The 24,850-nt window shown below is 71.7% G+C and carries 21 protein-coding genes and 1 pseudogene; 8 read left to right on the forward strand and 14 right to left on the reverse strand.

From position 1 onward, the window contains the following. Window positions 1-2: 2 nt before the first annotated feature. The 4 genes from SVTN_RS13235 to SVTN_RS13250 all read left to right on the forward strand — a co-directional run bounded on the left by SVTN_RS13235 (window position 3) and on the right by SVTN_RS13250 (window position 7,856). Window positions 3-3,362 (forward strand): ABC transporter permease, encoded by a 3,360-nt coding sequence (locus SVTN_RS13235; protein WP_041129277.1) that lies wholly within the window; start codon window positions 3-5, stop codon window positions 3,360-3,362. 110 nt (window positions 3,363-3,472) lie between these two features. Then, a complete protein-coding gene (locus SVTN_RS13240; RefSeq protein WP_041133849.1) occupies window positions 3,473-6,268 on the forward strand; it encodes an FtsX-like permease family protein in 2,796 nt (931 codons plus the stop codon). Next, window positions 6,265-7,224: an ABC transporter ATP-binding protein gene (locus SVTN_RS13245; protein WP_041129278.1), complete on the forward strand. Its 960-nt coding sequence runs from the start codon at window positions 6,265-6,267 to the stop codon at window positions 7,222-7,224. Before SVTN_RS13240 ends, SVTN_RS13245 begins: the two co-directional genes overlap by 4 nt. Window positions 7,225-7,271: 47 nt before the next feature. After that, window positions 7,272-7,856, forward strand: a complete 585-nt coding sequence (locus tag SVTN_RS13250) for a hypothetical protein (protein WP_041129279.1) — start codon at window positions 7,272-7,274, stop codon at window positions 7,854-7,856. Here SVTN_RS13250 and SVTN_RS13255 read toward each other — a convergent pair. Genes SVTN_RS13255 through ettA form a run of 4 tightly spaced genes read right to left on the reverse strand, consistent with a single transcriptional unit; the run spans window position 7,853 to window position 10,995 of the window. After that, the gene (locus tag SVTN_RS13255) at window positions 7,853-8,242 is read right to left on the reverse strand and encodes a GNAT family N-acetyltransferase (RefSeq protein WP_041129280.1); all 390 of its coding nucleotides are present in this window, start codon (window positions 8,240-8,242) and stop codon (window positions 7,853-7,855) included. The genes SVTN_RS13250 and SVTN_RS13255 overlap by 4 nt on opposite strands. After that, window positions 8,239-8,901, reverse strand: a complete 663-nt coding sequence (locus SVTN_RS13260; protein WP_041129281.1) for a DUF8010 domain-containing protein — start codon at window positions 8,899-8,901, stop codon at window positions 8,239-8,241. The genes SVTN_RS13255 and SVTN_RS13260 overlap by 4 nt, the downstream gene beginning before the upstream one ends. Further along, window positions 8,898-9,323, reverse strand: a complete 426-nt coding sequence (locus tag SVTN_RS13265) for an acyl-CoA thioesterase (protein WP_041129282.1) — start codon at window positions 9,321-9,323, stop codon at window positions 8,898-8,900. Before SVTN_RS13265 ends, SVTN_RS13260 begins: the two co-directional genes overlap by 4 nt. A 7-nt stretch (window positions 9,324-9,330) precedes the next feature. Beyond that, window positions 9,331-10,995 carry an energy-dependent translational throttle protein EttA gene (ettA, locus tag SVTN_RS13270; RefSeq protein WP_041129283.1) on the reverse strand — a complete coding sequence of 555 codons (1,665 nt, stop codon included), beginning with the start codon at window positions 10,993-10,995 and terminating at the stop codon, window positions 9,331-9,333. A gap of 294 nt (window positions 10,996-11,289) precedes the next feature. On the opposite strand from ettA, the gene SVTN_RS40980 reads away from it, so the two are divergent. After that, window positions 11,290-11,742, forward strand: a complete 453-nt coding sequence (locus SVTN_RS40980; RefSeq protein WP_052499094.1) for a hypothetical protein — start codon at window positions 11,290-11,292, stop codon at window positions 11,740-11,742. A 291-nt stretch (window positions 11,743-12,033) separates the two neighbouring features. Then, complete coding sequence (locus tag SVTN_RS13280; RefSeq protein ID WP_041129284.1) at window positions 12,034-12,360, forward strand: hypothetical protein; 327 nt, start codon at window positions 12,034-12,036, stop codon at window positions 12,358-12,360. Here SVTN_RS13280 and SVTN_RS13285 read toward each other — a convergent pair. From SVTN_RS13285 to SVTN_RS13295, 4 genes and pseudogenes are all read right to left on the reverse strand, one after another. Continuing rightward, on the reverse strand, window positions 12,357-12,935 hold the full coding sequence (locus SVTN_RS13285; protein WP_041129285.1) for a hypothetical protein: 579 nt from the start codon (window positions 12,933-12,935) through the stop codon (window positions 12,357-12,359). The genes SVTN_RS13280 and SVTN_RS13285 overlap by 4 nt on opposite strands. Window positions 12,936-13,433: 498 nt before the next feature. Beyond that, window positions 13,434-13,844, reverse strand: a pseudogene (locus tag SVTN_RS13290) (UTRA domain-containing protein); the annotation flags it as partial. Between the two features lie 209 nt (window positions 13,845-14,053). Further along, window positions 14,054-14,404, reverse strand: a complete 351-nt coding sequence (locus SVTN_RS44250; RefSeq protein ID WP_218922679.1) for a hypothetical protein — start codon at window positions 14,402-14,404, stop codon at window positions 14,054-14,056. Window positions 14,405-14,664: 260 nt separating this feature from the next. Continuing rightward, window positions 14,665-15,105 (reverse strand): hypothetical protein, encoded by a 441-nt coding sequence (locus tag SVTN_RS13295; RefSeq protein WP_041129286.1) that lies wholly within the window; start codon window positions 15,103-15,105, stop codon window positions 14,665-14,667. A gap of 636 nt (window positions 15,106-15,741) precedes the next feature. On the opposite strand from SVTN_RS13295, the gene SVTN_RS46585 reads away from it, so the two are divergent. Both SVTN_RS46585 and SVTN_RS46590 read left to right on the forward strand, forming a co-directional pair. Then, complete coding sequence (locus tag SVTN_RS46585) at window positions 15,742-16,071, forward strand: helix-turn-helix domain-containing protein (RefSeq protein WP_425428967.1); 330 nt, start codon at window positions 15,742-15,744, stop codon at window positions 16,069-16,071. Beyond that, window positions 16,026-16,418 carry a transposase family protein gene (locus tag SVTN_RS46590; RefSeq protein WP_425428968.1) on the forward strand — a complete coding sequence of 131 codons (393 nt, stop codon included), beginning with the start codon at window positions 16,026-16,028 and terminating at the stop codon, window positions 16,416-16,418. The genes SVTN_RS46585 and SVTN_RS46590 overlap by 46 nt, the downstream gene beginning before the upstream one ends. 543 nt (window positions 16,419-16,961) lie before the next feature. On the opposite strand, the gene SVTN_RS13305 is transcribed toward SVTN_RS46590, so the two are convergent. The 6 genes from SVTN_RS13305 to SVTN_RS13330 all read right to left on the reverse strand — a co-directional run bounded on the left by SVTN_RS13305 (window position 16,962) and on the right by SVTN_RS13330 (window position 24,822). Further along, window positions 16,962-17,828 (reverse strand): tetratricopeptide repeat protein, encoded by an 867-nt coding sequence (locus SVTN_RS13305; protein WP_041129287.1) that lies wholly within the window; start codon window positions 17,826-17,828, stop codon window positions 16,962-16,964. A 412-nt stretch (window positions 17,829-18,240) separates the two neighbouring features. Continuing rightward, window positions 18,241-18,507, reverse strand: coding sequence for a hypothetical protein (locus tag SVTN_RS40985; RefSeq protein ID WP_159026447.1), 267 nt, complete (start codon window positions 18,505-18,507; stop codon window positions 18,241-18,243). Window positions 18,508-19,104: 597 nt separating this feature from the next. Continuing rightward, window positions 19,105-20,538: an LAETG motif-containing sortase-dependent surface protein gene (locus tag SVTN_RS13315; protein ID WP_041129288.1), complete on the reverse strand. Its 1,434-nt coding sequence runs from the start codon at window positions 20,536-20,538 to the stop codon at window positions 19,105-19,107. A 225-nt stretch (window positions 20,539-20,763) separates the two neighbouring features. Continuing rightward, complete coding sequence (locus SVTN_RS13320; protein ID WP_041129289.1) at window positions 20,764-21,234, reverse strand: single-stranded DNA-binding protein; 471 nt, start codon at window positions 21,232-21,234, stop codon at window positions 20,764-20,766. A gap of 158 nt (window positions 21,235-21,392) precedes the next feature. Then, window positions 21,393-23,201, reverse strand: coding sequence for a YfjP family GTPase (locus SVTN_RS13325; protein WP_052499096.1), 1,809 nt, complete (start codon window positions 23,199-23,201; stop codon window positions 21,393-21,395). Window position 23,202: 1 nt separating this feature from the next. Then, window positions 23,203-24,822, reverse strand: coding sequence for a dynamin family protein (locus SVTN_RS13330; protein ID WP_041133853.1), 1,620 nt, complete (start codon window positions 24,820-24,822; stop codon window positions 23,203-23,205). Window positions 24,823-24,850: the final 28 nt, after the last annotated feature.

Raw genomic sequence — 24,850 nt, forward strand, 5'->3', positions numbered from 1 at the left:
GGGTGACGGGGTTCGTATTTCTGCGCGTCAGGGCACACCGGCTGCTGCTCTCCGCGGCACTGCTCGCCGTGCTCCTGACGACCTCGGTGCTCGCCACCCTCGCCGCCTTCTCCGGCGCGATCGGGGACGCCGCGCTCCAGGCCGGGCTGCGCGGCCGGTCCGCGGCCGCCGCCTCGATGCTCGTGAGCGGGCAGATACCGGCCGGGAAACGGGCCAGCGCCGAGGCCGCCGTCGAGGACGGCGTGCGGAAGACCTTCGACGGGCTGCCGGTGACCGTACAGCGGCTCGAACACTCGGGGCCGTACGCGCTGCCCCGGAGCCTCCAGCCGCCCGCCGCCCGCGAGGGCGACCCCGACCTGACGCAGTTCGCCGCGCTCGACCGCTCGCGGCTCTCGCTCGTCAAGGGCTCCTGGCCCTCGCCCGCCCGGGCCGGCGGCGTGATCGAGGCGGCGCTGCCCGAGGAGGCGGCCCGGCGGCTCAAGGTCTCCCCCGGCACCGTGCTCGACCTCACCGACCGGATCGACGAGCGGAAGCTGAAGGCCCGGATCACCGGCGTCTACCGGCCCGTCGACACCGCCGACCTGTACTGGCGGCTGGACCCGGCGGGCGGGCGCGGCGTGCGGACCGTCGCGTTCACGACGTACGGGCCGCTGGACGTCGACCCGGCCGTCCTCACCTCCGGGGCGCTGAGCCCCGGCGGCACCACCTGGCTCGGCTCCGCCGACTTCACCGGCTTCACCACGGACCGGATGGACTCCCTGCGCGCCGCGGCGACCGAGGGCCCGGCGAAGCTGGCCGGCGCCACGGACGCGTTCGGGACGACGATCTCCGCGTCGACGGCGCTCCCGACCGTCCTGGACCAGACCCGGCGGGCCCTGCTCGTCTCCCGCTCCACCCTCCTGATCGTCGCCGTGCAGCTGGTGCTGCTCGCCGCGTACGCGCTGCTGCTCGTCGCCCGGCTGCTCAGCACCGAGCGCTCCGGCGAGACGGCCCTGCTGCGGGCCCGCGGCGGTTCGCGGCGCCGGATCGCCGGGCTCGCCGCCGCCGAGGCGCTGCTGCTCGCCCTGCCCGCCGCGCTCGCCGCCCCGCTCCTGTCCGGCCCGCTGACCCGGCTCTTCGCCGAGCGGTCCGCGCTCTCCGCGCTCGGGGTGCGCCTCGACACCTCGCCCTCGGCCCAGGTGTGGCTGGTCGCCGCCGTGGTCGCGCTGTGCTGCGCGGCGGCCGTCGTGGCCCCCGCGCTCGCCGCCGGGGACGGCTCCGTCGTCTCGCTGCGCAAGGCCCGCTCGGCGGCGCTGCCCGCTCCCGTACGGGCCGGGGCCGACCTCGGGCTGCTCGCCGTCGCGGCCGTCGCGTACTGGCAGCTCCAGCGGCCCTCCGCCGCGGGCGGCACCCTCGGCGCGGACGAGGCGGGCGGGGGCTCCGTCGACCCGGTGCTCGTCGCGGCGCCCGCCCTCGCCCTGCTCGCCGGCACCGTCCTGACGCTGCGTCTGCTGCCGCCCGCCGCCAAGCTGGCCGAGCGGCGCGCGGCCGGCGGGCGCGGGCTCTCCGCCGCCCTCGCGGGCTGGCAGTTCAGCCGCCGGCCGCTGCGCGGCGCGGGCCCCGTCCTCCTCCTGGTCCTCGCCGTGGCGATGGGCATGCTGGCCATCGGGCAGAGCGGCTCGTGGGAGCGTTCGCAGCGCGACCAGGCCGACTTCCGCGCCGGTACGGACATCCGCGTCCTCGGCGCGGGCTCCGGCGAGCCGACGAAGACCGAACGCCTCGCCGCCGTGCCGGGCGTCCGGGCCGTGGCCCCGGTGCACCGCACCTCCCTGGACGTGGCCGGGAAGAACGCCACCGTCCTCGCCATGGACACCCGCAACGCCGGCGGGCTGCTGCTCCGCTCCGACCTCGCCGACGTCCCGGCCCGGTCCCTGCTCGCCCCGCTGACCCCCAAGGCCTTCGCCGGCACCGGTCTCCGGCTGCCCGCGGGGACCCGGACGCTCGCGGTCGACCTGCGGACGACCGCACCCGCCGGAACGCCCGACGCCCGGGTCGGCGCCGTCCTGGAGGACCCGAGCGGCGTCCCGTACCGGCGGGACCTGGGAGCGCTGCCCTCCGACGGCCGCACGCACCGGCTGACCCTCGACCTGGGCGCCGAGGGCGCCGTGCCCGGCGCCGACGGCACCCGCGGCTCCGGCGGCCTCCTCACCCTCACGGACCTGGAGCTCACCGGCACGATCGCCGACGGCGCGCACGACACCCAGACGCTGCACGTCGAGCGCTTCACCACCGTCGGAGCCGACGGCGGGACGAAGACGCACGCCCCCGCGCAGGTCCTCGGTCCCTGGGCCTCCGCTTTCGAGCAGACCCAGCCCGACGGCAGCACGACGGAGGCCGGCGCGATCGGTCGTGCCGGGTCCGCCGGCCCCGGCGACCGCCCGGCCCCGTACTCCCTCTCCTTCCCCGTCGTCGGCGCGAGGATCGGCTCCTACACGGGACCGCCGGACTTCACCCTGCGGATGAACGCCCCCACCCCGAAGGCCCCCGAGCAGCTCACGGCCGTGGCCACCGAGGCCTTCATGGCGGCGACCGGCGCCAAGCCCGGCGAGCTGATCGAGGTCGCCGTCGCCGGCCGGCAGCTCGACGTCACCGTCGGCCAGGTCGTCAAGGAGCTGCCGACCACCGGCCCGGGCGCGCAGACCGCCTCGGTCGCCTCCGGCGCCACCACCCCCGAGGACGGCGGCGCGATCCTCCTCGACCTGGCCGCGGTCAACCGGTTCCTGGCGGCCGACTCCGACGGAACCGCGACCCTGCCGCCCACCGAGTGGTGGCTGAGCACCGCCCCCGGCCACGCGGACGAGGTCGCCGCGGCCCTGCGCGCCCGCCCCGACACCGACCCCGCCCAGATCCTCGTACGCGACGAGGTCGCCGCCGAACTCCTCGGCGACCCCCTCGGCGCCGGCCCCAACGCCGCCCTGATGGCGGTCGCGGCCGCGGCCGCCGCGCTCGCCGCCGTCGGCTTCGCGGTCGGCTCGGCCGGCGCGATGCGGGAACGGGCCGCCGAGTTCGGCGTGCTGCGGGCGCTCGGCGCACCGCGCCGCAAGCTCGCCCGGCTCGTCGCCGCCGAACAGGGGCTGCTCATCGGCATCGGCCTGCTCGTCGGCATCGGGCTCGGCACCGTCCTGGCCCGGACGGTCGTCCCGCTCGTCGTCCTCACCGGCCAGGCCGCCCGGCCCGTCCCGCCGGTCCTCGTCGAACTGCCCCTCGGCCAGGTCGCGCTGCTGCTCGCCGGCGTCGCCGCCCTGCCCCTCGCCATCGTCGCCGCGATCGCCCTGCGCCGCGCCGACCCGGCCGTGACCCTGCGCCACCAGGGGGACAACTGATGCCGCCGACGACTCCTGACGAGCACGGCGACCGCACCGACGTGCCCGGCACCGGCCGAGCCCCCCACGAGGGCCCCGACATGCCCGCCGTACGCAGGAAGGCCCCCGACATGCTCCGGTCCCGGTCCGACAAGCCCGCCCGCGCGGTGGCGCCCTGGGTGCGGACCCGGCTGCGGACCGCCCCCTGGGCCGCCGCCGCCCTCGCCCTGCTCGTCCTGGTCACCGCGTACCTCGCGGCGGCGCTGCCGCGCGCGGTCGACCGGTACGAGACGGAGGGCCTGCGGCACGACATCCGGAACGCCGAACCGCGCAACGCCGTCCTCGAACTGACGACGCCGATCCCGCTGTCCGAGCACGGGCCCGGCCTGGCCCCCGGCATCCTCCAGAGGAAGAGCGACGACGCACGCGGACTGCTGCCCGCGCCGATCCTCACCGACCCGGAGCAGACCGTCCACGGCGTCCGCACGGTCAAGCGCGTCGAGGGCACCGACCCGTGGCTGCCCCGGCCCGACGGGCTCGACCCCCAGTTCGTCCTGTCCTCCCCGTCCCGTCTCACCGAGCACGCGACGCTGCGGAAGGGCCGGCTCGCCGCGGGCACGGCCGACGCCCCGGAGGCCGTGGTGACCGCGCAGACCGCCGAGTCCCTGCACCTGAAGCCCGGCTCCGTCGTCCACCTGCCGAGCAAGTCGAGCCCGGAACCGATCGCCGTGACGGTCACCGGGATCGTGGAGCCGCGCGCCCCCGCGTCCCCGTACTGGGCCGTCGAACCCCTGCTGCGCACCCCGGCGCTCGCCGCGATGGTCGGCAACGAGATCAAGTACTACTGGCAGGGGGCGCTGCTCCTCTCCCCCGGCTCCGCGCCCGTCGTCCTCTCCACCAACAGCGAGCCGGAGATCTTCTTCCGGTACATGCCGACGGCCGACCACCTCACCGGCCGGGACACCGACCGGTTCGCCGCCGCGCTGGCCGCGACGACGAGCGGCCCCGACCTGGTCAAGCTGCGCAGGGCCGTCGGGGGCAATGCCGCCCTCACCACCGATCTCGACACGATCGTCGACTCGTACCGCTCGATGCGCGAGGCGATCGACCCGGTCGTGGCCGTCGCCGTCTTCGGGATCGGCGCGGTCGCCGCGGTCGTCCTCGCGATGACCGGCGGACTGTTCGTCGCCCGCCGCGACAGCGAACTCGCGCTGCTCCGCTCCCGCGGCGCCTCCCTCACCGGCATCGGCCTGCGGCTGCTCGGCGAGACCTCGGCCGTCGTCGTACCGGCCGCCGCGCTCGCCCTCGGCCTCGCCGTGGCGGCCGTCCGGCCGCCCGACGGCGGCTCCGGCGGCATCCCCCTCGGCCCCTCCGTCCTCGCCGCCGCGGCCGTCGCCCTGATCTCGACGCTCGTCCTGCCCGTGCGGGCGGTCGTCCTGCACCGGCGTCCGCGCCTGCACGGCGGACGCGACGACCTGCTCACCGCGCGCCCCTCCCGGCGCCGCACGGTCCTCGAACTCACCCTGCTCGTCCTCGCCGTGGGCGCGGTCGTCTCGCTGCGGCTGCGCGGCACGGGCGACTCCGGCGGCTCCGGCGACCCGCTGGTGAGCTCCGCGCCCGTGCTCGTCGGCCTGATCGCCGCCTCCGTCCTCGTACGGATCTACCCGCTGCCGCTGCGCTGGCTGGCCCGCCCGGCCCGCCGGCTGCGCGGGGCCGTCGGACCGCTGGCCCTCGCCCGCGCCGGGCGCGCCCCGTCCTCGGGCACCCTGCCGCTGCTCGCCCTCGTGCTCGCGCTGAGCACGGCGGCCTTCGGCGGCTCCGTCCTCGCCGGGGTCGCCGACGCCCGCGACCGGGCGGCGCTCCTGGCGACCGGCGCGGACGCCCGGATCGGCGGCTCGGTCGAGTGGACCCCGCTGCCCGCCGGGCTCACCGAGTCGGTGCGCGGCCTGCCGGGCGTACGGGACGTGGCGCCGGTCCAGACCGAGTACGGGGTCTCCCTGCCGTCCACCCGGGGGACCGCCGACCTGCCGATGAGCGCGCCGATCGTGGGCGTCGAGCCCGCCTCGTACACCCGGCTCGCGAACCGGACCGGCTTCGGGCCCTTCCCCGCCGGGCTGCTCGCCTCGACGGGGCGCGGTGGCGAGGGCGCCGTGGCGGACACCGAGCGGGTGCTGCCCGCGATCGCCTCGCCGGCGGTCGCCGAACGGCTCGGCCGCGGACCGCAGGAGATCATCTCGGCGGCGGGCGTCTTCCGGGTGAAGGTGGTCGCGGTCCGCTCCACCACCCCCGCCCTGGACGACGCGGACTTCCTCCTCGTCAACGGCGCCGACCTCACCCACCGGGCCGACACCCAGCTGCTCGTCACCGGGCCGGTGGACGGCACCGCGCTGCGCGCCGCCGTGAAGGCGAAGGCGTCGAACCTCGCCGTGAAGCTCCGGAGCGAACAGCGGGCCACCTATGTGGACTCGCCGCTCCAGTCCGGCGCCGAGCGGATCTACCTGGGCGCGATCGGCGCGGGCGCCGCCTTCGCCGTGGTGGTCGTGCTGCTCTCGCTCCTGCAGAGCGCGCCCGAGCGGAACACGCTCCTCGCGCGGCTGCGGACGATGGGCCTCACCCGGAAGCAGGCCCGGCGGCTGCTCGGCCTCGAAGCACTGCCGCAGGCCGTGCTCGCGGCGCTCGGCGGCATCCTCGTCGGCTGGGCGACGGTGCCTCTGCTCGCCCCGGGCATCGACCTGTTCCGGCTCGCGCTCGCGACGGCACCGGGGTTCGCCCCGCTGGACAGCGCCCCGCTGCGGGCCGACCCGTGGTCGCTCGCGCTGCCCGCGCTCGCCGTCGTCGTCCTGACGGGGCTCGCGGCGGTCGGACAGGCGTGGTGGGCGGGACGCAGGGGCTCGATCAAGGAACTCAGGGCAGGAGACGCACGATGACGAAGACCGACACGGCCCCGTCCGACACGACCCTGGAGGAGCTGGAGCGGCGGGCCACGGCGCGCCGCGACCGGCCCTCGTACGGTCATGACGCGCTCATCGCCTGCGACCGACTGGTCCGCATCTTCACCACGGACGGGGTGGAGGTGCAGGCGCTCCAGGGGCTCGACCTCCTCGTGAAGGAGGGCGAGTTGATGGCCCTGGTCGGCGCCTCGGGCTCCGGCAAGTCGACGCTGATGAACATCCTGGCGGGCCTGGACGTGCCGACCGCCGGCGCGGCCCGGGTGGCCGGCTGCGACCTGCTCGGCATGGACGGCAAGGCGCGGCTGCGCTACCGCCGCGAGGTCGTCGGCTTCGTCTGGCAGCAGACCGCCCGGAACCTCCTGCCGTACCTGACGGCCGCCCAGAACGTGGCGCTGCCCATGCAGTTGCGGGGCCGCTCGAAGCAGAAGGCGGAGCGGGCCGAGGAGCTGCTCGCCATGCTGGGCATCTCGGAGATCCGGGACCGGCGGCCGCACCAGCTCTCCGGCGGCCAGCAGCAGCGGGTGGCCATCGCGGTCGCCCTCGCCAACAACCCGGCCGTGCTCCTCGCCGACGAACCGACGGGCGAGCTGGACTCGGCCACCGGCGAGCAGGTCTTCGCGGCCTTCCGCCGCGCCAACGAGGAGCTGGGCACGACGATCGTGATCGTCACCCACGACCAGGCGGTCGCCTCCGAGGTCCGCCGCACGGTCGCCATCCGCGACGGCCGCACCTCCTCGGAGGTGCTGCGCCGCACGGAGGTCGACGAGCAGGGCCAGGAGTCCCTCGTGGCACGGGAGTACGCGATGCTCGACCGCGCGGGCCGGCTCCAGCTCCCGGCGGAGTACACCCAGGCCCTCGGCATGGAGCACCGGGTGGCCCTGGAGCTGGAGCAGGACCACATCGGGGTGTGGCCGGACGACGCGGAGGGCTGAGGAAACCGGCACCGGCCGCGGAGGCGTCCCCGTTCACGGAGGTGCCTATGGGAAAGGCCGTGGCGTACGCCGGGGCGCTGCTCGTGCCCGCCGTCGCCGGAACGCTCCTGTGGCGGTGGGCGGACTGGAACCTCCGCAGCCCGCACGGCCTGCCCACCGTGCTCGCGGTGGGCGGAGGCCTCGTCCTGGCGGCCGTCGCGCTCCTGGCGCACGACGCGCTCTTCCGGGAGGGCGGGAGCATCGCCGCGGTCGTCCTGATCCTGGCGGGCCTGACGGCGGTCTGGGTGGAGGCACGGGACTCCACGGTCCGGGGCGCGGTCGCCGACTGCGTCGTGGTGGGCAAGGTCCGGGTGACCCACCACCCGACCTTCGGCGAGGGGGCACCGGCCGCGAAGACCCTGTACCACCACACGCTGGACTGCGTCGGCGGCTATCCCGACAAGTTCTCGGCCGAGGAGCGCATCGCCGAGCCGGGCGGACCGGTCCGGATCGCGTACGACCCCGCCCATCGCATGGACCCGATCCTCGCCCGCGACAACAAGGCCCACGGCTCCCCCGTGATCCCGGTGTCCCTGCTGGCGCTCTCGGCGGCACTCTCGGTGGTCGCGATCGCCGGGGAGGGACGCGACTAGGAGGTGAGGTTCATGAGCCCGGCCGCCGTGGGCCGGAAGCCGCACCGCTCGTGGAAGGCGGCGAGGTGCGGCTCGAAGTCCACGTGCAGCCAGTGCGCACCGCGCGCACGGGCGGCCTCGGCGGCGGTCCGCACGAGGGTGACGCCGAGCCCCTGACGGCGCTCGTCGGGGTGGACGGTGGTGTCGAGGAGGAAGGCGTGGACGCCGCCGTCGCCGACGACGTTCACGTACCCGACGAGCCGCCCGGCCCGGCGGGCGGTGACCCGCAGCAGGCTCCGGGCGAGGACGGGCCCGAAGTCGGTGTCCTGATGCCCGGGCCAGGAGGCGCGGAAGAGGGCGTTGAGCTCGTCCCCGGAGAGGGGCCCGTCGACCTCGACGTCGGTCATCGGGGGGCGACTCCCAGCGAGATCGAGGATCCGGTGCGCAGCGCGATCGAGCCGTACGGGGTACGGAGCCGCAGCCACGGCCCGGAGGCGAACAGCGCCACCGGCGCCTCCCCCGGCGGCAGGAAGCCGAGCGACTGGGCGGCGTGCACGGCGCGCAGCGGCAGCCCGGTGGTGCCGAGGGTCCTGGACCAGATCTCGCGGCCGAGGGCGTCGCGCTCGGCCCGGGTGCGCCGCTCCTCCGGCAGCTCCTCGTCCCGCGTACGGAACTCGCCGACGGCGGCGGCGACGGCGCCCCGCATCCCGGCGACGTCGGGGAGGCCGGGGACCGGCTGCCAGCCGCCGCGCGGCGGGAGGACACCGGCCCACGGCGGTCCGGTCACGGAGTCCGGGACGACGGCCTTGCCGGCCGACTCCTCGATGCCGTCGAGGAGTTCACCGGCGGAGACGGTGACGTCGAGGTCCACGGCGTCGACGAGGCTGGCCGTGCGGATCGCGAGGACCTCGAACGACGGGGGCCGCCCAAAGACGGCCAGCGCCCCGCCCCCCGCCTGGAGGCGGACGGCGGCGGCGCGGTCGTAGTGCACGAGCCGGCCCAGGAAGGCGGCGAGTGCCGCCGCCTCCCTCGGGTCGGCGAAGTGCAGCGGAGCGAGCACGGTCATGCTGCGGACGACATCCCGTCGTCGACGTACTCCTGGAGGAACTCGCGCTCCTCGGAGGTGATCCGGCGCGGCCGCTGCGCCTCCAGGTCGAAGGGCACGACGACCGTGGACGCTCGGACGTACACGACGTCGGCGTCCTTGACCTCGTACGCGATCGTCAGGGACGCCGCGCCTATCTTCGTGACCCAGGACTCGATGGTCACCGGCTCGTGCCGGTGGACCAGCGGCCGCTTGTAGTCGATCTCGTGCCGGGCCACGACGGACCCGCCGGAGAACGACGGGGAACCGTCCCCCGGCGCCAGCCGGAACATGAAGTCGATCCGCGCCTCTTCCAGGTACCGCAGGAAGACGACGTTGTTGACGTGCCCGAAGGCGTCCATGTCCGACCAGCGCAGGGGACAGCTGTAGATGTGCCGAGCCATGAGGTGATCAGCCTCGGGTCAGCTTCTTGTAGGTGGCACGGTGCGGACGGGCCGCGTCCGGGCCGAGGCGCTCGATCTTGTTCTTCTCGTAGGACTCGAAGTTGCCCTCGAACCAGAACCACTTCGAGTCGCCCTCGTACGCGAGGATGTGCGTCGCGACCCGGTCGAGGAACCAGCGGTCGTGGGAGATGACCACGGCCGCACCCGGGAACTCCAGGAGCGCGTTCTCCAGGGAGGACAGGGTCTCGACGTCGAGGTCGTTGGTGGGCTCGTCGAGGAGCAGCAGGTTGCCGCCCTGCTTGAGGGTGAGCGCGAGGTTCAGACGGTTGCGCTCACCGCCGGAGAGCACACCGGCCGGCTTCTGCTGGTCCGGGCCCTTGAAGCCGAACGCGGAGACGTAGGCGCGGGAGGGCATCTCGACGTGGCCGACGTTGATGTAGTCGAGCTCGTCGGAGACGACGGCCCACAGCGTCTTCTTCGGGTCGATGTTGGCGCGGCTCTGGTCGACGTACGAGATCTTGACGGTCTCGCCGACCTTGACGGAGCCGGAGTCCGGGGTCTCCAGACCCTGGAGCATCTTGAAGAGCGTGGTCTTGCCGGCACCGTTCGGGCCGATGACGCCGACGATGCCGTTGCGCGGCAGCGTGAAGCTGAGGTCGTCGATGAGGACCTTGTCGCCGAAGGCCTTCGACAGGTTCTGGACCTCGACGACGATGGAGCCCAGACGCGGGCCCGGCGGGATCTGGATCTCCTCGAAGTCCAGCTTCCGCATCTTGTCGGCCTCGGCCGCCATCTCCTCGTAGCGGGCGAGACGGGCCTTGGACTTGGCCTGACGGCCCTTGGCGTTGGACCGCACCCACTCCAGCTCTTCCTTGAGCCGCTTGGCGCGCTTGGCGTCCTTCTGGCCCTCGACCTTGAGGCGGGTGGCCTTGGTGTCGAGGTAGGTGGAGTAGTTGCCCTCGTACGGGTGGGCGCGACCGCGGTCGAGCTCGAGGATCCACTCGGCGACGTTGTCGAGGAAGTACCGGTCGTGGGTGACGGCGACGACGGTGCCGGAGTACTTGGCGAGGTGCTGCTCCAGCCAGTTCACCGACTCGGCGTCGAGGTGGTTGGTGGGCTCGTCGAGGAGCAGCAGGTCGGGGGCCTCGAGGAGAAGCTTGCAGAGCGCCACACGGCGCTTCTCGCCACCGGAGAGGTTGGTGACGGGCCAGTCGCCGGGCGGGCAGCCCAGGGCGTCCATGGCCTGCTCCAGCTGGGTGTCGAGGTCCCAGGCGTTGGCGTGGTCCAGGTCCTCCTGGAGCTTGCCCATCTCGTCCATGAGCGCGTCCGAGTAGTCGGTCGCCATGAGCTCCGCGACCTCGTTGAAGCGCTTCAGCTTCCCCATGACCTCGGCGGCGCCCATCTGGACGTTCTCCAGGACGGTCTTCGACTCGTCGAGCGGCGGCTCCTGCAGGAGCATGCCGACGGTGAAGCCGGGCGACAGGAAGGCGTCACCGTTGGACGGCTGCTCCAGGCCCGCCATGATCTTCAGAACGGTGGACTTACCGGCACCGTTCGGGCCGACCACACCGATCTTCGCGCCCGGCAGGAAGCTCAGCGTCACGTCATCCAGGATGACCTTGTCGCCGTGCGCCTTGCGCGCCTTGCGCATCGTGTAGATGTACTCAGCCAAGAGAAACCGTCCGGCAAAGAGTGAGTGGGCAGATACACCCCATCTTGCCTGACCGCCACCCCCGGGAGCGAACCAGTAGGTGGGGCACCCCCTGACCTGCGGGTTCCCGGGTCACCCTCGTAGCCAACCCGTCACTGTTGGTCGCCACCGATCGCCCCTGAGCCCCCTCGCACGGCCCACAGACGGCCCGGGACTGCCGCCCCGCCCAGGTTGGCGACCTGCCCGGATACTCCTTGGTAACCGCACGGGCGGGAGGGTTAACGTCCCCCCATGGATCGCCTACGCCGTGCAGCCATGCAGCTGGCCCTCGGAGAGCAGCCCATCGAGGACCTGCCGATGATCGCTGCCGAGGCCCTGGCCGACGGCCTGGACAGCCCGGCCCTGGTCGAGCTGGCAGGGCTCTCTCGACGTGACCCGCCAGCCGACATCCGCGACCTCTTCGTGGAGGCCATGGCAGAGCTGGGGCTCCCTCTGCCCGGAGTCGAGGACGCCTGGCGCGAACGAATGCTCGGGGCGGCGGAAGGCATGCTCACCAGCTCCCTTACGCCCTATGAGGCCAGCAACGAGATCTATTGGTGCGCCTGCCATCTGGAACGGACGGACACTACGACCATGCTTGTGGACCTGTTCGTAGGGCTGTGGAGCAGTTGGGAAGACTGGCCGGACGAACGTGTCTCTATCGAACGGGACATGCGGCTGGCTGCTGCCGACCTTCTGCGCGGCCATGGCAAGCAGGTGCCTGAGTGAGCCCGACTCCCCGTGCTGTCGGACACGGAATAAGCACGACTGCCTTCTGATCCGTAGCTCTCGCGGGATCAGTCAGCGACAGCCATACCGGCCACCCTGAGGTCCCGGAGAGGCGCTATCGGGCGGGGCCGGTGCTGGGATTGCAGTACGGAAGGCGGGTCTCTTCGGCCCGCCGTGGGCGAACCGATCCGATCTGACGCGAGTGAGTATCCGACCGACTCGGGATGGCTGACCCACGTCAGCGGAGCAATTGCCTGGCAGCGCTGCCGCGCAAGCGCCTAGCCTGCCCCCATGAGCCACGGCAAGACCTCCTACGTGTGCCTGCCGTGTCGGGCCTCGTACAAGCAATTCCACGGCCCCGATCGCGAGCGGCGCTGTCCGCGCTGTGCGCGCGTGATGATCCACGCCGGTTCGGCGTTCGCGCCGCCCCGGCGTCGCGACAAGGATGCCTGGCGAGTGCTGTCGGTTCTTCTCCACGCGGGGATCGGCTTCCACAAGAGCTGCTGCGGAGGCCCCGGCTGGCGGCCCACCACCCTGCGCGAGGTCAAGGCCCGCACCGCGTACGCGCGCCGCACCGGCGAACCCGTCGCGCGAGCCCTGCAGCGCTACGTCGTCTAGCTGTCGAACCAGACGACGAGCCGGACATGCTCATCGCCGTGGACGTCGGCCAGGGCACGCATCGTGGCCCACACCGGAGCCCATTCGCCGCCCTCAGGCACAGCATCCCGCCGGCTCATGCGCACGCGCCGAAAAAGTCGGCCGCCCTGGATCCACTCGTCACCCTCCGGCCTGTCGGCGCGATCCCAGAACCCCTTCCCGGTCAGCACCCAGTCCCCGGAGGGATCGCGCGTGAACCTGTGGACGCGATCGTCCACTCGCTCCGCCCGCTCGCCCCAGTCCACCCGGGACAGCTCTTCCCACCCGATCCACGTCACGTTGTGCGCGTCCCGCCCCCAGTCCTCGTACTCCCGCCGGGCCTCGTCCGAGACATCCCCAGGCAGCCCCCGCTCCGCGGCGAGGGGGCGGAAGCCCGCGTAGTTCCGTACGCCGAACAGGCAACCGAAGGCGTCGTAGTCACACCCGCCGTACAGCAGGTCCAGATCGATGGCGCCGTGCCAGCCACTGACGTCCTCGACCTCAAGCGTGCGGTACGTGGCACGACACTCCACGAAGCCATGTATGTCGGTTCCCATGCCGACGGATTCTGCGCCCCAGCCCCGGGGAGGGCCACGCAATTTCGGAGGCTTGCTCTTCCGGATCAGGGCAGGGCAGCGAACACACTTGCCCGACGCCGCTCGCCCCCCCGTGAGTGTCAGTGGAACAGGTTGGGGAAGGGGCAGCGCTCCAAGGGTTCGTCCTGGCGGTCGGCCCAGTGCCACCAGAGGACTCGCTCCGGGCAACGCCAAAGGGAGCGGCAGACTCGCTCTCGTCCTCCTCGCACAGGCAGAGGGCGTACCCCTTCCAATCCATGGGGCGGTCGCACTCGGGGCAGCGGAGGGGCCAGTCAGCCATGGCGTGCAACCTGTCTCGGGGCGTTGTCAGTGGTCGGCTATAGCGTCGTGGGCAAGGTTGAGCCGGTTCGATGTTCCTTCGGGGAACACGGCGGCCAAGGGGAGTAGCACAGTAGGGGTCCCCTGAGCTTTCACGCCTCGGGACCCTCAGCTCGGACCCCACCCCCCCTCACACCTTCCTCAGTTGATGGGGACCTCATAGACGATCTCGGACAGCGCCGCCGGCACGACGATGTCCGCCGTCTCGACGGGCTGCCCCTGAGCGCTGTAGTACGTCCGCCGAATGTGCGTGACGAGAGCCCCCTTCTGGACGCCCAGGAGCGACGCCTCCTCGGCAGACGCCTGCCGGGGCTCCGGCTGCTCTACGGCACGGCTGACCGTGATGCCGATCTCCGCCATGCGACGCACGACGCCCATCCCCGCGTACGGCCCGCCCTCAGGCAGAACCGCGAGTGTGCCGGACGTGATGCTGTACGGCTCCCAACTCGTCGAAACGAGCACAGGCTTGCCGTCGGCCAAGTACTCGTACGACGTACGCACGCAGTAGTCCGCCTCAGGAATGCCGAGACGCGCTGCGATGTCCACCAGGGCCTTGCGGGCCGCCCTCCGCGTAGCCGAAAGCCGCGGTCACCGCCTGCGGACACCGAATGCCACAGCTCGCGGCGACAACGAGGGCCCACGCCTCCCGGCGGCGGTCTTCGGGTGACAGCCCCTCATCCTCAACGACGAAGCCCCAGGCCAAATCCTGGGGCTTCGCTACTTGGCTGTGAGCCCGACCAAGGTCCGATGCCTGGGACCGCTCAGAACTGTACTCTTCCAACCTTATAGGTGAGCCTATATTGAGACCCAGGCGCCACTATGTCCGCCGTGCGGAGCCCGCTTCCGGCTTCGCTTTCATGAATTACGGCAGTTCCGAGGTCATCGTCGGCGCCAATGGCATCCTGATCGAATAGCGCCATGGCGACCTCGGTTGAGTTTCCGAATAGAATGTCACGCCCAATGGCAACCTCGACCCCATTGGACATTCCCACTCCTTCGTCGCCGTCTGGCCAAATCTGAAGGCCATCTCGTCGCAGAACGACCTCGTCGGATCCCTCCTCCGACTGCACGACGCAGAGAATCTTTTCGATTCGCACAACGCCATCGCCCATTCGCTGCCTCCGACTGGTTCAATCGCGAAGAACGCGTAGACATATGCAAAGCATGGCGGGGCCGGTCTGGTTCTGGCTCGTCCGCGAAGACCCGCTCGCGCGTCCCGCTACCCCAGCTCGTTACTGCCGGTCGCTTGTCGACGTTGTCGCACACGCGAGAACTCGCCCCTGTGAGACTCACTGTCGCGGGGGTGCCAGCGACCGGCACCGTCTTCATTGGCGCGGCCTGCGAAATGTGTCACCGACTGGCACCCTGCCGGCTAGCCCGTCTCCAACACCCTCAGCGACATCTTCACATTGACTCGCTGATTACTCTCATTGAATTGCGGGATCTGCACCAGACCGTCATGGATATCGCCGAGGTTGAAGTTTCTCTCGAAGCTGCCAAGGACATCGTTCGGGCCGAAATCATCCTGCTCGCTCACGTGCCCGACGATCTGCAGGAATTCCCCGTCGAAAAAGTCTATGTCGGCGGAAGACTCGATGATGAATGCCGTTCCCTCTACCACGCTCTGAGCGTCGTCGCCCGTCCTGTCCCATAGGTTATGGTGCTCCAGGCTAACGACCTCGGCGATGTCGGGGTCGAACTTGAGGCGGTTGGCGTCCCAGCGCCCGAAAATCTCCAGCTCGTTCCCCGGGTCGTCTCCCGTATTGTCATTGAAGATACTGTGTAGCGTCACGCGGACTTTCTTGAAAGCCATCGTTTACACCTCTCCGATACTCGCCGTTTACACCTCTCCGACCACTCTTCCCTACCTCTAAGGAATCGTACTGATGGAAAACATAATGACGACTCATACGCCCGAGTGGATGCCGCAAAGCGGCTGGGGCCTGAGCGGTTCCGGCGTCGAGGCTCGTTGGGGAATGCACTCCCACACCCTGGTCCGAGGCCGTCAGCCATTGACCGAAGTTGGCGTGTGTGCGGAGAGTAGCTCATCAATATGATCCCCTGTGCGGGCTTGGGGATGACTACCCACAACCAGCTAACCTCGGTAGCTCAAATTTGGCAACTCCAGGACTCTCGCGTGAAGTTGAACCTCCTACAATTTCCGTCGTCAAATTCGCGTGAAAGCCATGGAGCCAATAGTGAGCTTTTTCCGCATGGCCACTGATCGGGTGGGTGACGAGCCGGAGCGAGGAAGGGGTTCACAACGCACAGGGCTCCCGTGCCGCTGAGGGAGGTGTTCGAAGTCTCACCCCATCGACGCAGGAGCCCTGTTGGTTCCGCATCCTGCCGCACTCGACCTCCTACACGCCCTGGTCGAGTGGGTCGCGATACTCATCCTCACCCGTGGGGTGACCGGCGATGCAAACTGGCGCCGCACCGGCGTGCGCTCGTGGCTCTCGTGCACCTACGCCGCCACGACTCTCTCCCCCGCATCGCGGCCGGCTTCGGGATATCCGTCGGCACCGCCCACGCCTACGTCATCGCCGTCACCGGACTGCTCGCCGATCGCGCACCGGGCCTTCTCAAAACGCTGCGCGAGCACGATCCGGACTTCGTCCTGCTGGACGGGATGCTCGTCGAGTGCGACCGCGTCGACGACAGCCGCGCCAACTACTCCGCCAAGCACCGCTGGCACGGCGTAAACGTCCAGGTCATCACGACACCGCTGGCGAAGTGCTGTGGATCTCAGCCGCCCTGCCGGGCCGCACCCACGATCTAACCGCCGCCCGCACCCCAAGATCGTCCGGATCTGCGAGCGACAAGGTGTCCCGATCCTCACCGATCGCGCCTACACGGGCGCCCGCCCCTGGGTCACCACCAGCCTCAAACGACCACCCGGCGGGGAGCTCACTCCCCACTCAGCGCACCGCCAACCGGGGCCTGGCAGCGGCGAGGGCACCGGTCGAACGCGGCATAACACGGCTGAAGACATGGCAGATCTTCCGCAGATCCCGCATAAGCCCCAACCGTATGACCGTCATCGCCAAAACCGACAGAGACACCTTCATCTGGGAGTCGGAAGACTTCCCTCGGCATCCGGCGAACACCTCGCCTGGACCGGCCTGACGCTTGAGGAAAGCCAGGAAGCAAAGCTCGTCCTGCGCGAGACACGCAAGCCGGGCTGCACTGTCGACTTCAGCGCCCGCCGCAGGGTAGGGAATCAGTGAGAGTCCTGTGCCGGTGGGTTGAGACTTCGAGCACCTCCCCCAACGGCACAGGGGCTTTGTCCGTTGTGGCCCTCACCTCGACCTCACCGGCATCACCGATCAGTGGCCCGACTGAAAACGCTCATGGCCTCGGTACCGGTGAAGATGGCGAGCCAACCAGTCCCGTTGAAGTGTCGTCATTGGCTGCTGTCGAACGACCCCGGACGGCCCAGAGGCGGCCCGGCCTGGGCCGACTGACGCCTGTACGGCTCCTACTCATTCGGGACGGAGCGGTCGCTCCGTCAAGGTGCGCCGCGTGCCTCACCATGCCCACACCCACATGTGTCAGCACCCACCAGGGCGGTTGAGTATCTGTGCACGTCAAAGGCTTGGTGTGCGTTGGTCTACGTGGCCACTGCGCGGCGCGATTCTCTTGATCCACTCCCCGCTCACTCCCCGGGGCTCAACCCAACAGCTCCAGTCCGTTCCAGCTGCGTTCGCCGCCCGTCGCCCACGCATCCAGCAGCTGCCGGGCCTCGGTCTCAGGAGCGGCCAGCCAGACAGTCTGTGAGCCACCATGTGTCGGCACGCCGGCCTCATCCCAGTCGACCCGCCCCTCGCTGCAGCATGCGCACAGCATGTGGAAGCTGCTCGCCGGCTCGGCACCGAAGTCCTGCGCGAAGAATGAAGCCACCAGGGCATCGACGTCGGATGCATCCGCTGCGTTCACGGTCGCATGCAGCGTCGGCAGCGAAGAGGCCTCGAAGAGCAGCAGTTCGTCGAAGACAGCAACTCTCTGGCCGTTGTACGTCCGCTCGCCGGTCGGCTCCCCATCGTGCACGACGATCTCCCCGAAGCGCCGGCCTTTCGTGGCAGGGACGTTCATCACGCGCCCTCGCGTTGGGCAGAGCCGCTGGATCCAGACCACCTCGCGCTCGCCGCCCGTGTCCAGCCGTACGCACGCCGGGCCGAAGGCGCCGTTGATCTCCCCCTCGCCCTCTGGCATCGGGATCCCGAAGCCCTCCCAAGCGTCACGGGCGGTCGACCAGTCACGCTGGATCGTGGCAGCGACCCCAAGGTTCCAGAACGCCGGGTCCTGCTCGCCGCGCGGCGAGCGGGCAGCAGCCTCACGTCCGAGTTCGTAGGCCTTTGCCCAGTTACGCAGAAACTTGTACGCCAGTGCTGCGTCGTACCACCACACCGCGCTGGGGCCCTCGTCCGGATAGTGAGCAAGGACCTGCTCGTACAGCTCGGCGGAACGCAGCCACTCCTCCGCATCCCACATCTCGCGAGCCCGTTCCAGCAACTGCTTCGCCTCGGACTTCTCCACGCCCCTGCCCCTCCCTCTGACCAGGGAGGGAGTTTCGCACGAGGGCTGAAGGGGTGCTGGAAAGGGGTGTCGAAACGGTTGTGTCCAGGGGAGTGGTGTATGGGTTCGACCTGATCCGGGGCCAGCGAGGTCGGAGGCCGGTAGCAAATTTGCTACCGGCCTCCGACCTTGTACTTCAGCGTCGGGGTGGCGGGATTTGAACCTGCGACCTCTTCGTCCCGAAGCAACTCGGGTGGGGCGGTCCCTTGGGCTGCTGGGCCTCTCACCTGCGCTGCGGGTCCGCAGGCGTCCGCATTCGTCCGCCGGTGTTTCGTCGGCGTTGTCACGCAATTAGACACTCACCCAGGGTGCGCCCCGGGTGCTGAAAGGCTGGGCTGATCAGGGCTGCATGGCACGCGAGGGGCTGCCCTGATCAGCTCCGAGACACCATCTCGATCGTCACTGGTGCCGCTGATTCAAGGTCGATCGTGTCTCCGTCGTCCTCGGAAAGAGCCTCGTCCGGGTAGTCGGCAGGCACGACGACCAGCATCGTGTGAGGGCGGGGAAGCCAGCCGACATCCTGCGGAGGGTCGTAGCGGCCGATATCGATGATCCGCACCAGCGTCTCGGGTATGCCTACAAGGCAGCTGTCACCGACGTGCAAGTTCCATGGCTCAGGATCGGTCTTGAACAGGCTCATGGTCCAGTCTGAAGAGTCGGGCGACACCCCGAAGGCCCTCTGCCGGTTCCACTTGAACCGAGACTGCGGATCGATCTCGGCCCATGGCCACTCAACCGAGGCGTGAAAGCGGGACACCTCGACCACTCGGCCTTCCGCAGGCGGGCAGCTGACTCGCAGAACGTCGCCCACCTGGAACTCGCGATGTGGTGTGTCTGTGCCCATGGCTGCCCCTGCCGTTGCCCGCTCCGAGAGTTGCACCGTACCGACCGCCTCAGCTGAAACCCGCCCCGGCTCCCATCCCGTCTGCCGTCGACCCACATGCCGTGGAGCAGGCGCGGTGCCGGGTGTCCAGGTGGAGCGCGCCACTGTACGAACGACCTGGACGCCCGTGCTGTGTCTGCTCGGCTCTGCCTGGGTCGACGGCAGACGGGATGGGAGTCCCCACCGCCACACCCCACCGGCCGGCACCCGCCCACGGGCCCCCTCCATCCCGGACCCCCTGCGTAGCGGCCCCGTCACCGTTCGTCGCCCCCGGACGTGCGACGACCCCGGGCGCGGGTGCGTCCGGGGTCGTGCGGGGTCGTGCGCGGGGGGCCGAGTCACCGGCCTCCGGGGTTACTGGCCGGCGGTCTTCTTCTTGCGGAGGAAGAACACCGCGCCGCCGCCGATCACGACGAGCGCTGCGGCGATGCCGGCGATCATCGGGGTGGCGCTGGAGCTGCCGGTCTCGGCGAGGTCGCCGCCGCCGGTCGTGGTGCCGGTCGTGCCGCCTGTGGTGTCACCGGTGGTGCCGCCGGTGGTCGACGGGGTGGAAGGCGTGGCCGAGGGGGTGGTGGAGGGGGTCTCCGACGGCTTCGGGCCGGGGGTGGCCGTCTTGCAGTCCAGGACGCCCTCGAAGGTCTCCTCGAAGTCGTTCGGGCCGGTGATCGTGAACTTGTAGGACTCGTCCTCGGCGAGCGGGAGGGCGATGGTCTTCGTCTCGCCGGCGGGGACCGTGTACGAGGTGCCCTTCAGGTCGAAGGTCCAGTCCTCGTTGCCCTTGTTGCCGGCGATGATCTCCAGGCCGCCCTTGGCGCAGTCCTTGGCGACCGAGACGGACGGGACGGCACCCTTCTTGGCCCACGTGGCGGAGGCCTTGGCGGTGACGGTGGAGTCGCTGGAGCCGGCCAGGATCAGGGTCTGCGAGGGGCCGTCGACGGAGACGAAGGCGCGGCCGAGGGAGACCTTGGTGGTGGCCTCGGCGGTCAGCTCGGCGCTGCCGTCGGCGGTGCCGGCCGGGACGTCGAAGTAGACCTGGTCGCCGTTCTTGGCGTCGGTGACCGGCTTGCCGGCCTTGTCGACGACCTGGACGCCGGCGGGGGTGCCCGGGGCGGCCGCGAGCTTGGCGGTGGCGTTGGTGGTGACGGTGATCGGGCCGAGCTTCTCGCCGGGCTTGCCGGACACGGTGGCCGGGGAGAGGCTCAGGGAGGCCGTCGGCTCGTCGAGCTCGACCGCCTTCTCGAGCAGGTACTCCTTCAGCTTCTCGGCGTCCTCGTCCTTCGGCGTCGCGACGACGTCGTCGGAGAGGGTCCAGATCGCGGCCTGGGTGCCGGCGGCGGCCTCCCCCTTGGAGAGGTCGGCGCCCACCTTGCCGCCGAGGGTCTCGGCGGACAGCTTCGGGTAGGAGTTCTCCAGGATCCAGAGGATCTTGCCCGCGTTGCCGTTGTCGTGCAGGGAGGACTCGTCCCAGCCGACTTCCTTGTAGTCGAAGTCGTGCTTCGCCTCGGTGCGGAGGTCGATGCAGTAGGTGAAGAGGGTGCCCCCGCCGTCGACCTCCATCTTGAACAGACCGCCGCCGACGGACCACTTGGCGCCGTTCTTCTCGGTGATCTCGACGGAGCCCTTGTCCTCCGTGAAACCGCCGAACTTCGCCGTGACACCGCCGGTGCCCGGGGCGCCCTCATCGGCCAGAGCCGGACCTGCGGTCGCCATCGCACCGGTCGCGACGAGGCCGGAGACCAGGATCGTGGCTGCCAGGCGGGCAACGCCACGCCCACGAACTGAAAACATTGGATTCCCCTCCGGGCGCGCTGCTCCGCGAACTTGGTCGATTCGCGTGGGGGGAGCGCACGCCAGCAGAACTCACAGACTCAATGGGCTCACGTGCCGCACGAGTATTCGGGAATCCTAGGGACGCGAAACCCCCCGGTGCCCTGTCGTACGGTCAGATAACCATTCCGACTCGGAATCGTTATCACCCGGGCGAGTTGGTCGACAAATCTCCACAACGCAAGGTCAGGGAGCGGTTACCAGCTGCGGAGTCACCGCCGTTCCCTCCTCCGCCGCCACCGCCCACGGGTCCTGCTCCGGCTGTGGCGCGGCGGTCTCCGGCTCCGGCCTGGGCTCCGCCCGTGCCGCGCGCCGGAAGGCGGCCGTCCCCCGGCTCAGATCGTGTCCGACGGCCGTCGCGGCCACGTCCACGAACGTCTTGCGCTGCCCGTCGCGCTCCTCCTCGCGGACCTTCAACCGGCCGTGCACCACGAGCGGTTCCCCCACGGAGACCGAGGCCGCGAGGTTGGCGCCGAGCGAGCGCCAGGCCGACACCGTGTAGAAGCTGGTGTTCCCGTCGGACCAGAGGCCCCGCTCCCGGTCCCAGCGGCGCGCGGTCACCGCGAACCGGAAGCGGGCCACCCCGCCGGCCGTCGTGTCCCGGTACTCCACCGCCGTCGCCACGTTGCCGACGAGCGTCACGGTCGTGTCGTTCATGGTTCCGCCCCCACTCTCCCGGTGTCCGGCTGCGTGGACACCTCGTGGAGACGATCCTCGGCCGAGCGCGGGAATCCCGCTCGGGCCTGTGGACAGCCACGTACCTGGGGACAACTCCCTCACCCGGGAGGGTGGGAAGTGGGGTGCCCGAGGGCTCGCTACCTCCCCCGCGCCCCCGCCCGCGTCGCGCCGAGACGCCTCGTACCGGGGCGGCTTCCGCCCACCACCCGGGCGGCCACCGACGGCCGCGTGCCGACCACCGTCGCGTACTGCTCGCGCACCTCCCGGTAGCGCATGAGCTCCGCCGCCACCGGATCGAGGACCCGGGCCCGGCCGCAGGCCGCGGCCGCTTCCCGCAGCCGGCGTTCGGCCTCCTGGCCGTACCGGCGGGCCGGGCCCTTCACGGCGCCCTCGCAGGCCCATTCGACGAGCGGACCGCCGATGATCCCGCCGAGCATCACGAGGACGGGCGGCAGCAGGCCCGGCTCGACGACGCCGACGATCTGCGCCACCAGCCAGAGCGCGCCGAAGATCTGCAGGAGCGTCATCACCGCCTGGGCGAGGACGGCCGCGGGCCACCAGGCGGGCCGGGGCGGCCGGGCCGCCGGGTCCCCGAGGGAGACCGTCAGCTCGTCCAGGGCCTCCGGCAGCCCGTCGGCCCCGCGCGAGGCCGCCTCGCGGACCGCCTGCGCCCAGGGCGTCGGGAGCCCGCGCGAGGCCTCGTCGGCGACGATCCGTACGGCCTGCTCGACGCGCTGGCGGGCGGTCAGCTCGTCCTCGACGGGGGCCGCGAGGTGCGGGTCGGTGGAGCCGTGCGCGCGCATCCGCTCGTACCAGCGGTAGAGCCGCAGCCAGGGGGTGCCGCAGGCCCGGATGGCGCCGCGGCGCCAGACCCGCTCGGCGGCCTCGCCCGCGGCCTGGGCGCCGACGGCGACGGCGAGCCGGTCCGTGAAGGCGTCCCTGGACCGCTCGTCGAGGCCGGGCCGCCCGTCGGCGACGTACACCTGGCGCAGCCGGGCGGCGGCGGCGTCGACGTCGGCGGCGAGGCGGCGTTCGGGCGCGGTGCGTTCCTGGACGAACCGGGCGACGAGCTCGCGCAGTTCGGGCACGCCCTCGCCGGTCAGCGCGGAGAGCGCGAGGACCGTGGCTCCCGGCTCACCGTGCTCGCCGAGCGCCACGCCGTCCTCGTCGAGGAGGCGGCGCAGGTCGTCGAGGACGAGGTCGGCGGCCTCGGTGCCGAGCCGGTCGATCTGGTTGAGGACGACGAAGGTGACCTCGGCGTGCCCGGCCAGCGGCCGCAGGTAGCGCTCGTGGAGGGCGGCGTCCGCGTACTTCTCGGGGTCGACGACCCAGATCACGGCGTCGACGAGGCCGAGGACCCGGTCGACCTGGTCGCGGTGGGCGGTGACCGCCGAATCGTGGTCGGGCAGGTCGACGAGGACGAGCCCCTGGAGCTCGGTGTCGCCGGCGCCGCCCGCGAGGGGGCGGCGGCGCAGCCGGCTGGGGACGGCGAGCCGGTCGAGCAGCCCGGCGGCGCCCTCGGACCAGCTGAGCGCGATGGGCGCGGAGGTGGTGGGGCGGCGCAGGCCGGTCTCGGAGACGGGCACGCCGGCGAGGGCGTTGAAGAGGGTGGACTTGCCGCTTCCGGTGGCTCCGGCGAGGGCGATCACGGTGTGCCGGGAGGAGAGCCGCTGGCGGGCGGCGGCCTCGTCGAGCACGCGCCCGGCCTCGGCGAGGGCCTCGCTCTCGACACGGGTGCGGGAGAGCCCGACGAGCTCGTGGAGGGCGTCGAGACGGCGACGAAGGGGTGCGCCGTAACTGCCGCCGAGGGGCGGCAGGGCGTCGTCCTCCTCCTTGGCCTCACGCGGCTCCTCCTCCGTGACGGCGGCGGCCCGCTCGGCCGCCCGCCGTGCGATCAGCCCGTCGTCCCAGCGCTCGCGGTCGCGCTCACGGCCGTCGTCCACCACGTCACTTCTCCTTCTGCAGTACGGAGAGCGCGGCGATCAGCTCCGCCTGCGGCTCGGGGGTCACGTCGAGCGCGTCCAGGGGGGCGAGGCGCCGGTCGCGCTCGGCGTGCAGGACCCGGTCGACGTACGAGAGGACGAGTTCGCCGCCCTTGTCGCGGAGCCGCAGGGCGGCCTGGGCGCCGAGGAGTTCGGCGAGGCGTTCGCCGGCGGCGCGGGCGCGGCGGCCGCCGAGGAGGGAGGCGGCGAGGAGGGCGGCGACGGTGTCGGGCTCGGGGACGGCGGTGCGGGCCGCGCGCGAACCGGAGGGGCGCTCCACGCTCCGCACCTCCTCCTCGGCCAGTTCTTCGAGCACGCGGCGCCAGCGGCGCACCTCCATGCCGATGCGTTCCGTCGTCTCCCGGTCGCCGCCGGTGCGGGGCGGGCCGAGGGCCTCGGAGGCGGGTTCGCGGCGCCAGGTGTCCCGTACGCGCTCCTCGGCGGCGGAGACCGCGCAGTGGAGGAGGGCGGCGAGGGACTCGGCGAGGGCGTCCAGGAGCTCCTCGGCGGTGCTGTCGCGGGGGTAGCCGCGCCAGCGGGTGCGGGCGTCGCCGGCGAGGACGGCGCCGCGGCCGAGCTCCTTGCGCACCCGCCCGGCCTGCTCCCGGTACGCGGCCTCGACGACGCCGGCGAGACGGCCGGCGGCGGCGTACTGGGCGGCGACGGCGGCGGCCAGCTCGGGCAGCCGGGCGTCGAGGGAGTCGATGACTCCGGAGGCGGTCCGGTCGGCGGCCTGCTGGCGGGCGGCCGGGTCCTGGGCGCGGTGGGCGAGCCAGTCGCGCAGGGCGGCGACGGCGTTGTCGGGCAGCAGTCCGCTGCCGCCGCCCGCGGACTCGGGCAGCTCGGGGATGGTGAACCGGGGCACGCGGTCGAGGCCGGCCTTGTCGAGCAGTGCCCCGTACTGGCGGGAGACCTCGCCGATGACCTGGTGGGGGACGCGGTCGAGGACGGTGACGAGGGTGGCGTCGTACTCCTTGGCGGTACGGAGCAGGTGCCAGGGCACGGCGTCGGCGTACCGCGAGGCGGTGGTGACCATCACCCAGATGTCTGCGGCGCAGATCAACTCGGCGGCGAGGAGCCGGTTCTCGACGACGAGGGAGTCGATGTCGGGCGCGTCGAGGAGGGCGAGCCCCCGGGGCAGGGAGGCGGCCGTCTCGACCCGCAGCGCGTTCTCCTCGGGGGCGGGCTCGTCGACGGGGTGGTCCTCGTCGGCCTGGGGCAGCCAGACGCGGGTGAGCTGCGGGAGGACCCGCATGCCGGCGAACCAGTGGTGGTCCTCGGGGTGGCAGACGAGGACGGGCGTCCGGGTGGTGGGCCTGAGCACCCCCGCCTCGCTGACGCGGCGCCCGACAAGGGAGTTGACGAGGGTGGACTTCCCGGCCCCGGTGGATCCGCCGACGACGGCGAGGAGCGGGGCGTCGGGGTCCTTCAGCCGGGGCACCAGGTAGTCGTCGAGCTGGGCGAGCAACTCGGCCCGGGTCTGGCGGGCGCGGGGCGTGTCGGGGAGGGGCAGTGGGAGACGCACGGCGGCGACTCGGTCGCGCAGGGCGGAGAGTGCGTCGATCAGCTGAGGCCGTTCGTCCAAGGTCACCACATGCGAAGAATGCCCAATT

It is taken from the genome of Streptomyces vietnamensis, assembly GCF_000830005.1.
GTDB lineage: Bacteria > Actinomycetota > Actinomycetes > Streptomycetales > Streptomycetaceae > Streptomyces > Streptomyces vietnamensis.

Excerpts from the sequence above, each read along its gene's own strand:
- SVTN_RS13240 (WP_041133849.1), top strand. The coding sequence starts at position 3,473 with ATGCTCCGGTCCCGGTCCGACAAGCCCGCCCGCGCGGTGGCGCCCTGG.
- SVTN_RS13245 (WP_041129278.1), top strand. The coding sequence starts at position 6,265 with ATGACGAAGACCGACACGGCCCCGTCCGACACGACCCTGGAGGAGCTG.
- SVTN_RS13250 (WP_041129279.1), top strand. The coding sequence starts at position 7,272 with ATGGGAAAGGCCGTGGCGTACGCCGGGGCGCTGCTCGTGCCCGCCGTC.
- SVTN_RS13255 (WP_041129280.1), bottom strand. The coding sequence starts at position 8,242 with ATGACCGACGTCGAGGTCGACGGGCCCCTCTCCGGGGACGAGCTCAAC.
- SVTN_RS13260 (WP_041129281.1), bottom strand. The coding sequence starts at position 8,901 with ATGACCGTGCTCGCTCCGCTGCACTTCGCCGACCCGAGGGAGGCGGCG.
- SVTN_RS13265 (WP_041129282.1), bottom strand. The coding sequence starts at position 9,323 with ATGGCTCGGCACATCTACAGCTGTCCCCTGCGCTGGTCGGACATGGAC.
- SVTN_RS40980 (WP_052499094.1), top strand. The coding sequence starts at position 11,290 with ATGCAGCTGGCCCTCGGAGAGCAGCCCATCGAGGACCTGCCGATGATC.
- SVTN_RS13280 (WP_041129284.1), top strand. The coding sequence starts at position 12,034 with ATGAGCCACGGCAAGACCTCCTACGTGTGCCTGCCGTGTCGGGCCTCG.
- SVTN_RS13285 (WP_041129285.1), bottom strand. The coding sequence starts at position 12,935 with ATGGGAACCGACATACATGGCTTCGTGGAGTGTCGTGCCACGTACCGC.
- SVTN_RS44250 (WP_218922679.1), bottom strand. The coding sequence starts at position 14,404 with ATGGGCGATGGCGTTGTGCGAATCGAAAAGATTCTCTGCGTCGTGCAG.
- SVTN_RS13295 (WP_041129286.1), bottom strand. The coding sequence starts at position 15,105 with ATGGCTTTCAAGAAAGTCCGCGTGACGCTACACAGTATCTTCAATGAC.
- SVTN_RS40985 (WP_159026447.1), bottom strand. The coding sequence starts at position 18,507 with ATGAGCCTGTTCAAGACCGATCCTGAGCCATGGAACTTGCACGTCGGT.
- SVTN_RS13315 (WP_041129288.1), bottom strand. The coding sequence starts at position 20,538 with ATGTTTTCAGTTCGTGGGCGTGGCGTTGCCCGCCTGGCAGCCACGATC.
- SVTN_RS13320 (WP_041129289.1), bottom strand. The coding sequence starts at position 21,234 with ATGAACGACACGACCGTGACGCTCGTCGGCAACGTGGCGACGGCGGTG.